This window comes from Kitasatospora sp. NPDC001095 (assembly GCF_053598615.1).
The window spans coordinates 1-11,696 of sequence record NZ_JBSFKQ010000040.1 but is presented as its reverse complement, the minus strand read 5'-3'; the positions used below and the strand labels follow the sequence as shown (position 1 = coordinate 11,696).

The window sequence follows — 11,696 nt, the reverse complement described above, 5'->3', positions numbered from 1 at the left end:
ACCGTCAACAAGGGGGAGCGCCAAGTGCGTCGAAGGATCGAGGTGGGCGCCCGCATCGGCGAGCGCAGCGAGGTGGGCGCATGAGTGCCGCCACAACCGGCTACTGCCGCGTGACCGTCGTCGCCCCGGACCGCCGGATCGACGTCGCCCTGCCCGAGGACGTCCCGCTCGCTGACGTCTACCCCGAGGTGCTGCGCCTGGCCAACCAGAGCCAGCCCGACGGCACCCCCACCGGCTTCCACCTGGTCCGCCGCGACGGCACGGTGCTCGACAGCGGACTGCCGCTGGCCGCCCAGCAGGTCCGCGACGGCGACCTGCTGGCGCTGCGCCCCTTCGCCGAGTCGCTCCCGCCGGCCGTCTACGACGACGTCGCCGACGCGATCGCCAGCGCCGTCGAGGCCGACCGCCGGTTCTGGACCGCCGAGCTGATGCGCGGCTTCGGCCTGATCGGCGCCGGGGTGCTGCTCACCCTGCTCGGCTTCGCGCTCTGGTTCTCCGACCTGCGCCACGATATGCACGGCCTGCCCGGCGTCCTGGCCGGCGTCACCGCCGTCGTGCTCACCGCGCTCGCCGGGGTGCGCGCCCGGGTCTACCAGGACGCCCACGCGGCCGTCGCGCTCGGCCTCGGCGCGCTGCCGCACGCCATGATCGGCGGCAGCGGACTGATCGCCGTCGCCCACCCGTGGGAGGGCCCCGGCCGGCTCCAGTTCCTGGCCGGCTGCGTCGCCGCGCTGGTGGTCTCCGTCCTGCTGGCCGGCCTGCTGCCGGAGAAGGACGCGGTGTTCGTCGCCGCCGCCCTGGTCTCCACCGCCGGCGCGCTCGCCACTTTCGCCGCCGTCCTGCTGCCGCAGACCCCGGCCGGGCACATCGCCGCCGTCACCGGCGTCGCCGCCGTCGCCGTGGTCGGCTTCCTGCCCAGCCTCTCCGCCCGCTTCGCCCGGCTGCCGGTCGGCTTCAGCGCCCCCGGCCAGACCCGCACCCGCAGCCGCGACTACGACGAGGAGGCCGAGCGCGCCGAGGCCGTCCAGTACGAGCGGATCGCGCACCAGGCCCGCCGCGGCCACGAGGTGCTGGTCGGCCTGGTCGGCGGCTGCGCCGCGGTCGTGGTCGGCGCCTGCGCCGTCCTCGGCTTCACCGACGAGACCTTCCCCGAGCTGCTCGCGCTCGCCCTGGGCCTGACCACCATGCTGCGCGCCCGACTGTTCCGCTACACCGCGCAGGTGCTCAGCCTCACGGTGGCCGGCCTGCTCGGCCTGAGCCTGCTGATCGTCGGGCTGTCCCTGCACACCCCGCAGTTCTTCCTGCGGGTGGCCGGCTCCACCACCGAGCTCGACCTGCGCACGATCTGGCTGACCGCCTCCATCGCCTTCGGCGCCGCGCTGCTCACCGCGATCGCCCTGGTGGTGCCGCGGCTCGGGGTCTCCCCGTTCTGGGGGCGCATCCTGGACCTGGTGGACAGCCTCACCCTGATCTCGCTCGTCCCGCTGGCGCTCGCCGTCCTGGACGTCTACCGGCTGGTCCGCGGCGCCACCAGCTGACCCGCGCCGCCCACCCGTGCTGTCCCGTGCCACCCGCCGGACGGCCGGGTGGGCGGCACTGGTACGCTTGGCCACCGAGCGCAGCCATGTGTCCGCAGCCCATCCGTGGGCGGCAGAGCGCCGGTCGCGCTCACGACACCGAGTTCTCGATGAGTCCTGTGTTGTCGACCAGGACCGCTCGGTAGACCCCGAAGGAGTTGCAGTGGCTCTCGCCTCTGACGTCAAGAAGCAGATCATCGCCGAGTTCGGCCAGAAGGAGGGCGACACCGGCTCCCCCGAGGTCCAGGTGGCCATGCTCTCCCGCCGCATCTCGGACCTGACCGAGCACCTGAAGTCGCACAAGCACGACCACCACTCGCGTCGTGGCCTGCTGATCCTGGTCGGCCAGCGTCGCCGCCTGCTCCAGTACCTGGCCAAGAAGGACATCGAGCGCTTCCGTACGCTCGTCGACCGCCTGGGCATCCGCCGCGGTGCCGCCGGCGGCGCCCGCTAAGACCGCCGCACGGGGCGGCTCCCCACACCGGGGGGCCGCCCCTCGCGCGTATGCCACGGCTGTCCGGCCGCGGCACCCTGAGATAACAACTCGCGCGCACCTCCCCAGGTGGCCGAGGATTGCACCGTAGGGTTGTGGGCATGCCGGGTGATGGCGCACCAGCGCGCCACCCGGGCAGAAGGACCCGAACCCCCCGCGGGACGAAGGCTTCAAACGGAAGCCGCCCGCATCCGAGAGAGCGTCCAGACGCGGACCGCCCGTCCCGGCCCGGCAGCCGTGAGGCGCCGGTCCTCGGTAGTGGCCGTCGGAACCCCCGCAGACCGAGCGGGGCACTCCGGAGGCTTCGATCGAAGACCGGCCCGACTGCCGCCCTCCCTGACGAGGGCCCGGGGCCCACCGCAGGCAGTGCGCGGGGACGCTCTCCCGGAGACGTACGAAAGAGGAGATCTTCCAGGTGGAAGAGAACGTGTTCTACGCCGAAGCCGTGATCGACAACGGTTCCTTCGGCACCCGTACCATCCGCTTCGAGACCGGCCGTCTGGCCCGTCAGGCCGCCGGTTCCGCCGTGGCCTACCTGGACGACGACACCATGGTGCTGTCGGCCACCAGCGCGTCCAAGCAGCCGAAGGAGCACTTCGACTTCTTCCCGCTGACGGTGGACGTCGAGGAGCGGATGTACGCCGCCGGCCGCATCCCCGGCTCGTTCTTCCGTCGCGAGGGCCGGCCCTCCGAGGACGCGATCCTCACCTGCCGCCTGATCGACCGCCCGCTGCGCCCGTCCTTCGTCAAGGGCCTGCGCAACGAGGTCCAGGTCGTCGTCACCGTGATGGCGCTCAACCCCGACCACCTGTACGACGTGGTCGCGATCAACGCCGCCTCCGCCTCCACCCAGCTGGCGGGCCTGCCGTTCTCCGGCCCGATCGGCGGCGTGCGCGTCGCGCTGATCAACGGCCAGTGGGTCGCCTTCCCGACCCACAGCGAGCTGGAGTCGGCCGTCTTCGACATGGTCGTCGCCGGTCGCGTCCTGCCGGACGGCGACGTCGCGATCATGATGGTCGAGGCCGAGGCCACCGACAAGACCATCAAGCTGGTCGAGGGCGGCGCCGACGCGCCGACCGAGGAGATCGTCGCCTCCGGCCTGGAGGCCGCGAAGCCGTTCATCAAGGTCCTGTGCGCCGCGCAGTCGCAGCTGGCCGCCCAGGCCGCCAAGCCGACCGGCGAGTTCCCGGTCTTCCTGGACTACCAGGACGACGTCCTCGCCGCGCTGACCGCCGCCGTCAAGGACGAGCTCGCCCAGGCCCTGACCATCCCGGGCAAGCAGGAGCGCAACAACGAGCTGGACCGCGTCAAGGCGCTGGCCGCCGAGAAGCTGCTGCCCGAGTTCGAGGGCCGCGAGAAGGAGATCAGCGCCGCCTACAACGCGCTGACCAAGAAGATCGTCCGCGAGCGCGTCATCAAGGACAAGGTCCGCATCGACGGCCGCGGCGTCACCGACATCCGCACCCTGGCCGCCGAGGTCGAGGCCATCCCGCGGGTGCACGGCTCCGCCCTGTTCGAGCGCGGCGAGACCCAGATCCTGGGCGTCACCACGCTGAACATGCTCCGGATGGAGCAGCAGCTGGACACGCTCTCCCCGGAGACGCGTCGCCGCTACATGCACAACTACAACTTCCCGCCGTACTCCGTCGGTGAGACCGGCCGCGTGGGCTCGCCCAAGCGCCGCGAGATCGGCCACGGCGCGCTGGCCGAGCGCGCCCTGCTGCCGGTGCTGCCGACCCGCGAGGAGTTCCCGTACGCCATCCGCCAGGTCTCCGAGGCGCTCGGCTCCAACGGCTCCACCTCGATGGGCTCGGTCTGCGCCTCGACCATGTCGCTGCTGAACGCCGGTGTGCCGCTGAAGGCCGCCGTCGCCGGCATCGCCATGGGCCTGATCTCCCAGGAGATCGACGGCGAGACCCACTACGTCACGCTGACCGACATCCTCGGCGCCGAGGACGCGTACGGCGACATGGACTTCAAGGTCGCCGGTACCCGCAACTTCATCACCGCCCTCCAGCTGGACACCAAGCTGAACGGCATCCCGGCGTCGGTGCTCGCCGCCGCGCTGAAGCAGGCCAAGGACGCCCGCCTGCACATCCTCGACGTGATGAACGAGGCCATCGACTCGCCCGACGAGATGTCCCCGAACGCGCCGCGCATCATCACCATCAAGATCCCGGTGGACAAGATCGGTGAGGTCATCGGCCCCAAGGGCAAGATGATCAACCAGATCCAGGAGGACACCGGCGCCGAGATCACGATCGAGGACGACGGCACCATCTACATCGGTGCCGCCGACGGCCCGGCCGCCGAGGCCGCCCGCACCACGATCAACCAGATCGCCAACCCGACCATGCCGGAGGTCGGCGAGCGCTACCTGGGCACCGTGGTCAAGACCACGACGTTCGGCGCGTTCGTGTCGCTGATGCCGGGCAAGGACGGCCTGCTGCACATCTCGCAGATCCGCAAGCTGGCCGGCGGCAAGCGCGTCGAGAACGTCGAGGACGTCCTCGGCGTCGGCGCCAAGGTGCAGGTCGAGATCGCCGAGATCGACCCGCGCGGCAAGCTCTCCCTGATCCCGGTCATCGAGGGCGAGGAGGGCGGCGAGGCCGCTTCCGAGTGAAGCGCCGCTAGCTGACCCCGCGGCCCGTACGCCTCCCGGCGTGCGGGCCGCACCCCGTTGTCCACGCGTTCGTCCGTACGTGCCCACCCGCACGTGCGTTTCCTCTGGAGGTACCCCCCGTGGCGCAGGCCCCGGCGGTAACGCAGCGTCCCGGCACCACCCGGACCCTGCTCAAGGGCGTCGACGGCGCCGGCACGGTGCGCCGCACCGTCCTCCCCGGCGGCCTTCGGGTCGTCACCGAGACCCTGCCGACGGTGCGCTCCGCGACCTTCGGCATCTGGGTCGGCGTCGGCTCGCGGGACGAGACCCCGCAGCTCAACGGCGCGACCCACTACCTGGAGCACCTGCTCTTCAAGGGCACCGAGCGGCGCAGCGCGCTGGACATCTCGGCGGCCCTGGACGCGGTCGGCGGCGAGATGAACGCCTTCACCGCGAAGGAGAACACCTGCTACTACGCCCGGGTCCTGGACACCGACCTGCCGCTGGCCGTCGACGTGGTCTGCGACATGGTCACCGGCTCGCTGATCCGGCCCGAGGACGTGGAGTCCGAGCGAGGCGTCATCCTGGAGGAGATGGCGATGGCCGAGGACGACCCGGGCGACGTGGTGCACGACCTGTTCGCCAAGGTGATCTTCGGCAGCGGCCCGCTCGGCCGCCCGATCCTCGGCACCCAGGAGACCATCAGGACGCTCACCCGGGACCAGATCGCCGGCTTCTACCGCCGCCGCTACCGGCCCGAGAACCTGGTCGTCGCCGCGGCCGGCAACCTCGACCACCGCAAGGTGGTCAAGCAGGTCGAGCAGGCCTTCGCGCCGGTGCTGGCGGCCTCCACGGCGGCCCCCGCCGAGGCCCGCCGCGGCCACAAGGCGCTGCGCACGGCCGGCAAGGTCGAGGTGCTCAACCGCTCCACCGAGCAGGCCCACCTGGTGCTGGGCGTGCCCGGGGTGCCGCGGCACGACGAGCGCCGCTGGGCGATGGGCGTGCTCAACGCGGCCCTCGGCGGCGGGATGAGCTCCCGGCTGTTCCAGGAGGTCCGCGAGAAGCGGGGCCTGGCCTACTCGGTCTACTCGTACTCCTCGTCCTACGCGGACAGCGGCCTGTTCGGCATCTACGCCGGCTGCCAGCCCAAGCGGGTCGAGGAGGTGCTGCGGATCTGCCGCGCCGAGCTGGCCAAGGTGGTCGAGGAGGGCATCACCGAGGAGGAGCTGAGCCGGGCGATCGGCCAGATCTCCGGCTCCACCGTGCTCGGCATGGAGGACAGCGGCTCGCTGATGAACCGGATCGGCAAGGCCGAGCTCAGCTACGGGCACCACCTGTCGGTGGACGACATGCTGGAGCGGATCGCGTCGGTGACCCTGGAGGACGTCCACGCGGTGGCCCGTGATGTGCTGGGCGCGTACCGGCCGTCGCTCGCCCTGATCGGCCCGGTCAACGACAAGCGGGCCGCCAAGCTCGCCGATCTGCTGGTCTGATCCGCCGATTTCCGGGTGAGAGGAATTTTGCTATGACGCTGCGTGTCGCCGTGATCGGCGCCAAGGGACGGATCGGCTCCGAGGCGGTCAAGGCCGTGGAGGCCGCGCCGGACCTGGAGCTGGTGGCCGCCCTCGGCCGCGGCTCCAAGCTGGAGGAGCTGACCGAGGCGGGCGCCCAGGTGGCCGTCGAGCTGACCCACCCGGACTCGGTGATGGGGAACCTGGACCACTGCCTGCACCACGGCATCCACGTGGTCACCGGCACCACCGGCTGGACGGACGAGCGGCTCGCCACCGTCCGCGGCTGGTTGGACCAGGCGCCGGAGCTCGGCCTGCTGATCGCCCCGAACTTCTCCATCGGCGCCATCCTCGGCATGAAGTTCTCGCAGGTCGCCGCCCGGTACTTCGAGTCGGTCGAGGTGGTCGAGCTGCACCACGACCGCAAGGCCGACGCCCCCAGCGGCACCGCCACCCGCACCGCCCAGCTGATCGCCGCCGCCAGGGCCGAGGCCGGCCGCCCGCCGCAGCAGGACCCGACCACCCACAGCCTGCCCGGCGCGCGCGGCGCCGACGTGGACGGGGTGCCGGTGCACGCGGTGCGGCTGCGCGGCCTGCTCGCCCACCAGCAGGTGATGTTCGGCGACACCGGCGAGACGCTCACCATCCGGCACGACTCGCTGCACCACAGCAGCTTCATGCCGGGCATCCTGCTGGGCGTGCGCAGGGTCGTCGGGACGCCGGGGCTGACCTTCGGCCTCGAACACTTCCTGGACCTGTGACAGTGTCGACCTCCAGGAGGGCGTCATGACCTCTCGTACCGGTTTCTTCGTCCTGTCCGGCGTGCTGCTGCTGGTCGCCCTGGTCTGCGTGGGCGAGGGCGTCCAGCTGATCGCGACCGGCAAGCCACTCGGCATCGGCATCGGGATCTGCGCCTTCGTGATCCCGGTGATCGGCGTCTGGTTCCTGCGCCAGACCGTCCGCTTCGGTCGGGACAGCGAGAGGCTGGCCCGCGAGCTGGAGGCCGAGGGCGGCCTTCCGGTGGACGAGCTGGAGCGCAGCAAGGGCGGGCGGATCGACCGGGCCTCGGCCGACGCGGTGTTCGCCCGCCGCCAGGCCGAGGCACAGGACGCGCCGGGCGACTGGCGGGTCTGGTTCCGCCTCGCCGTGGCCTACGCCGACGCCGGCGACACCCCGCGCGCCCGCAAGACCATGCAGCACGCCATCAAGCTGCACAGCACCGAACCCGCAAGGAGTAACGCGTGAGCGACGAACCGACGGCCCCCAGCTTCCGCAGCGACGTGACGGTGGAGCTGGTCCGCAGCGCCGCCGCCGACTCGGACGTCATCTGGGCGGCCCGGGTCTCGACCGCGGGCGAGCAGTCCCTGGAGGCCCTCGAGCAGGACCCGGAGAAGTCCAAGGGCCTGATCAACTTCCTGATGCGCGACCGGCACGGCACGCCGTTCGAGCACAACTCGATGACCTTCTTCATCAGCGCGCCGATCTTCGTGTTCCGGGAGTTCCACCGGCACCGCAGCGGCTGGTCGTACAACGAGGAGTCCGGCCGCTACCGCGAGCTCCAGCCGGTCTTCTACGTCCCGGGCGAGGAGCGCAAGCTGGTCCAGCAGGGCCGCCCCGGCAAGTACGAGTTCCACGAGGGCACGCCCGAGCAGCACCGGACCACCACCGAGGCGATGGAGGCCGCGTACCTCGAGTCCTACGCCCGGTACCAGGAGATGCTGGCCGCCGGCGTGGCCCGCGAGGTGGCCCGCGCGGTGCTGCCGGTGGGCCTGTTCTCCTCGATGTACGCGACCTGCAACTCGCGTTCGCTGATGCACTTCCTGTCGCTGCGCACCCGGCGGGAGAACTCGGCGGTGCCGTCCTTCCCGCAGCGCGAGATCGAGATGGTCGCGGAGCAGATGGAGGAGCAGTGGGCCCGGCTCATGCCGCTCACCCATGCGGCCTTCGAGAAGCACGGCCGAGTCGCCCCCTGACCTGGGACGACAGGCATACGGGCAGAGTGTCTGGCATGTCTGGATTGCGGCTTTTCTAGCCGCTCCCTACATTCGTGAACACGGATTCCGGTGCTGTCCGAACCCCCGAGCGGGCAGCACCGGAATCCCACGTCCGCGCCACGAATGCGCCGCACCTGTCCGAACACCGGACCGGCATGGGTACCGCCCCACCGCCTACGAGTAGCTTTGGACGCATGGCTCCGACCTCCACCCCCCAGACGCCGTTCGGCCGGGTGCTGACCGCGATGGTCACCCCGTTCACCGCCGACGGCGCGCTCGACCTCGACGGCGCCCAGCGCCTCGCCACGCACCTCGTGGACTCCGGCAACGACGGCCTCGTCGTCAACGGCACCACCGGTGAGTCCCCGACCACCAGCGACGCCGAGAAGGCCCAGCTGGTCCGCGCCGTGGTCGAGGCGGTCGGGGACCGCGCCCACGTGGTGGCCGGCGTCGGCACCAACGACACCCACCACAGCATCGAGCTGGCCCGCCAGGCGGAGGCGGCCGGGGCCCACGGCCTGCTGGTCGTCACGCCGTACTACAACAAGCCCCCGCAGGAGGGCCTGTACCGGCACAACGTCGCCGTCGCCGACGCGACCGGGCTGCCCGTCATGCTGTACGACATCCCGGGCCGCAGCGGGGTCGCGCTGAGCCACGAGACGCTGGTCCGCCTCGGCGCGCACCCGCGGATCGTCGCCAACAAGGACGCCAAGGGCGACCTCGGCGCCGCGGCCTGGGCGATCGCCCGCGCCGACCTCGCCTGGTACTCCGGCGACGACATCCTCAACCTGCCGCTGCTGTCCGTCGGAGCCGTCGGCGTGGTCAGTGTGGTCGGGCACGTGGTGGCCGGGGACCTGCGGGCGATGGTCGAGGCCTTCCTGGCGGGCGATGTGGTCAAGGCCACCAGCATCCACCAGCGCCTGCTGCCGGTGTTCAGCGGTATGTTCCGCACCCAGGGCGTCATCCTCGCCAAGGCCGCGCTGGAACTCCAGGGCCGGCCGGCGGGCCCGCTGCGGCTGCCGCTGGTCGGCGCGACGCCCGAGGAGATCGAGCGATTGAAGCAGGATCTCGCCGCCGGCGGGGTACACCTCTAACAGACACGGACGTGCGCGCCCCGGCTCGCCGGACCTCCCCGGGTCCGCCGCTGGACCGGACCGAAGGCGCGAGAGCACAGACCCAGTAGGAAAACGACACTGAGAACGCACGCCATATGTCTCCAGGGGGAGGACCCCGGGCATATGGCGTGCGTCGTGAGGAGAGTCTTTTGAGCCACCCGCACCCCGAGCTCGGCGCGCCCCCGGCCCTGAAGGAGGGCGCCCTCCGCATCACTCCGCTCGGCGGCCTCGGCGAGATCGGCCGCAACATGACGGTCCTGGAGTACGGCGACCGCATCCTGATCATCGACTGCGGCGTCCTCTTCCCCGAGGACGAGCAGCCCGGCGTGGACCTGATCCTGCCGGACTTCAGCTACATCCGGGACCGCCTCGACAAGATCGACGGCATCGTCCTCACCCACGGGCACGAGGACCACATCGGCGCCGTCCCCTTCCTCCTGCGGGAGAACCCGGACATCCCGCTGATCGGCTCCAAGCTGACCCTCGCGCTGATCGAGGCCAAGCTCGCCGAGCACCGCATCCGGCCGTACGTGCTGGAGGTCAAGGAGGGGCAGCGCGAGCGCATCGGCCCCTTCGACTGCGAGTTCATCGCGGTCAACCACTCCATCCCGGACGCCCTGGCGGTGGCGGTCCGGACCCCTGCCGGCATGGTCGTGGCCACCGGCGACTTCAAGATGGACCAGCTGCCGCTGGACGGCCGCCTGACCGACCTGCCGACCTTCGCCAAGCTGGCGGAGGAGGGCATGGACCTCCTGCTGGTGGACTCCACCAACGCCGAGGTCCCCGGCTTCATCCCGCACGAGCGGGACATCTCGGCGGCGCTGCGGAACGTCTTCGCGAACGCCGAGAAGCGCATCATCGTGGCCTCCTTCGCGAGCCACGTGCACCGCATCCAGCAGGTCCTGGACGCCGCCCACGAGTACAAGCGCAAGGTCGCCTTCGTCGGCCGCTCGATGGTCCGCAACATGGGCATCGCCCGCGACCTCGGCTACCTGAAGGTCCCCGGCAACATGGTCGTGGACGTCAAGCAACTGGACGACCTGCCGGACAAGGAGGTCGTGCTGATCTGCACCGGCTCGCAGGGCGAGCCGATGGCCGCGCTGTCCCGGATGGCCAACCGCGACCACCAGATCCGCATCGTCGAGGGCGACACCGTCGTCCTGGCCTCCTCGCTCATCCCGGGCAACGAGAACGCCGTCTACCGGGTGATCAACGGCCTGACCCGCTGGGGCGCCAAGGTCGTGCACAAGGGCAACGCCAAGGTGCACGTCTCCGGCCACGCCTCGGCAGGCGAGCTGCTGTACTTCTTCAACATCTGCAAGCCGCGCAACCTGATGCCGGTCCACGGCGAGTGGCGCCACCTGCGCGCGGCCGCCGAGCTCGGCATCGCCACCGGGGTGCCGCGCAACCGGGTGGTCATCGCCGAGGACGGCGTCTGCGTCGACCTGGAGGGCGGCGTCGCCCGGATCGCCGGCAAGGTGCAGGCCGGGTACGTCTACGTGGACGGCTCCTCGGTCGGCGACATCAGCGAGGCCTCGCTCAAGGACCGCAAGATCCTCGGCGAGGAGGGCTTCATCTCGGTCTTCGTCGCGGTCGACTCGACCAACGGCAAGATCGTCGGTGGTCCGACCATCCAGGCCCGCGGCTCCGGCATCGACGACAACGCGTTCGTCCCGGTGGTCGCCAAGCTCCAGGAGGCGCTGGACCGCTCGGCGAGCGACGGCGTGCTGGAGCCCCGTCAGGTGCAGCAGCTGGTCCGCCGGACCATCGGCAAGTGGGTCGCGGACAACTACCGCCGCCGGCCGATGATCCTGCCGGTCGTGGTCGAGGTCTGACGCTCGCTCAACACCGGCTGAGGCCGGTTTGACGTGGGGCGACCCGGTGCGTAATGTTCTCCGGGTTGCCCCACGGGACGGCCCCTCGGAAACGGGCTCGAATCTGAATTCGAGAACGACCGGGGAAAACGGACCGAGTGACTCTGGTAGAGTTCGGGAGCGCCGAAAGGCGAAAGCGAATCGGATGAATGAAACTCCGGAAAACGGAGCGGAAAACATCTGATAAGCTGGAAACACGAAAGAATGAAGCCCGGAGGGCCCGCTGGAAGGCGGTCCGAAGGAAGCATCCGTTCCTTGAGAACTCAACAGCGTGCCAAAAGTCAACGCCAGATATGTTGACATCCCCGGCCTCAGGTTTCCTGGGGTTGGAGATTCCTTTTGAAATAACACTAGCGAGGACGCAGTGCGCGGGGCCGCCCTATTCCGGTGGTTGCCGTGCCGCTCAACGCGGGTGTCGACCCGATCACGGGTAAACATTCACGGAGAGTTTGATCCTGGCTCAGGACGAACGCTGGCGGCGTGCTTAACACATGCAAGTCGAACGGTGAAGCCCTTCGGGGTGGATCAGT

9 protein-coding genes and 1 rRNA gene are annotated in these 11,696 nt (G+C 70.6%); all 10 read left to right on the top strand.

The annotated features are described in order from the left end of the window. Nucleotides 1-80: 80 nt before the first annotated feature. The gene (gene eccD, locus ACWDBB_RS26655) at nucleotides 81-1,538 is read left to right on the top strand and encodes a type VII secretion integral membrane protein EccD (protein WP_392884241.1); all 1,458 of its coding nucleotides are present in this window, start codon (nucleotides 81-83) and stop codon (nucleotides 1,536-1,538) included. A gap of 202 nt (nucleotides 1,539-1,740) precedes the next feature. Next, nucleotides 1,741-2,031 (top strand): 30S ribosomal protein S15, encoded by a 291-nt coding sequence (gene rpsO / locus ACWDBB_RS26650; RefSeq protein WP_209416808.1) that lies wholly within the window; start codon nucleotides 1,741-1,743, stop codon nucleotides 2,029-2,031. A 454-nt stretch (nucleotides 2,032-2,485) separates the two neighbouring features. Next, nucleotides 2,486-4,693, top strand: a complete 2,208-nt coding sequence (locus tag ACWDBB_RS26645; protein ID WP_224277444.1) for a polyribonucleotide nucleotidyltransferase — start codon at nucleotides 2,486-2,488, stop codon at nucleotides 4,691-4,693. Nucleotides 4,694-4,812: 119 nt separating this feature from the next. Beyond that, the gene (locus ACWDBB_RS26640; RefSeq protein ID WP_449792011.1) at nucleotides 4,813-6,165 is read left to right on the top strand and encodes a M16 family metallopeptidase; all 1,353 of its coding nucleotides are present in this window, start codon (nucleotides 4,813-4,815) and stop codon (nucleotides 6,163-6,165) included. 32 nt (nucleotides 6,166-6,197) lie between these two features. After that, nucleotides 6,198-6,944 carry a 4-hydroxy-tetrahydrodipicolinate reductase gene (dapB, locus tag ACWDBB_RS26635; RefSeq protein ID WP_449792010.1) on the top strand — a complete coding sequence of 249 codons (747 nt, stop codon included), beginning with the start codon at nucleotides 6,198-6,200 and terminating at the stop codon, nucleotides 6,942-6,944. Nucleotides 6,945-6,969: 25 nt separating this feature from the next. Further along, complete coding sequence (locus tag ACWDBB_RS26630; protein WP_449792009.1) at nucleotides 6,970-7,428, top strand: hypothetical protein; 459 nt, start codon at nucleotides 6,970-6,972, stop codon at nucleotides 7,426-7,428. Continuing rightward, nucleotides 7,425-8,156, top strand: a complete 732-nt coding sequence (gene thyX, locus ACWDBB_RS26625) for an FAD-dependent thymidylate synthase (RefSeq protein WP_449792008.1) — start codon at nucleotides 7,425-7,427, stop codon at nucleotides 8,154-8,156. Before ACWDBB_RS26630 ends, thyX begins: the two co-directional genes overlap by 4 nt. A 215-nt stretch (nucleotides 8,157-8,371) precedes the next feature. After that, complete coding sequence (dapA, locus tag ACWDBB_RS26620) at nucleotides 8,372-9,271, top strand: 4-hydroxy-tetrahydrodipicolinate synthase (protein WP_392884251.1); 900 nt, start codon at nucleotides 8,372-8,374, stop codon at nucleotides 9,269-9,271. A gap of 170 nt (nucleotides 9,272-9,441) precedes the next feature. Further along, entirely contained in the window at nucleotides 9,442-11,127 is a 1,686-nt protein-coding gene (locus ACWDBB_RS26615) for a ribonuclease J (protein ID WP_449792007.1), read from the top strand. 476 nt (nucleotides 11,128-11,603) lie between these two features. After that, nucleotides 11,604-11,696: ribosomal RNA gene (locus ACWDBB_RS26610) — 16S ribosomal RNA — on the top strand; the annotation flags it as partial.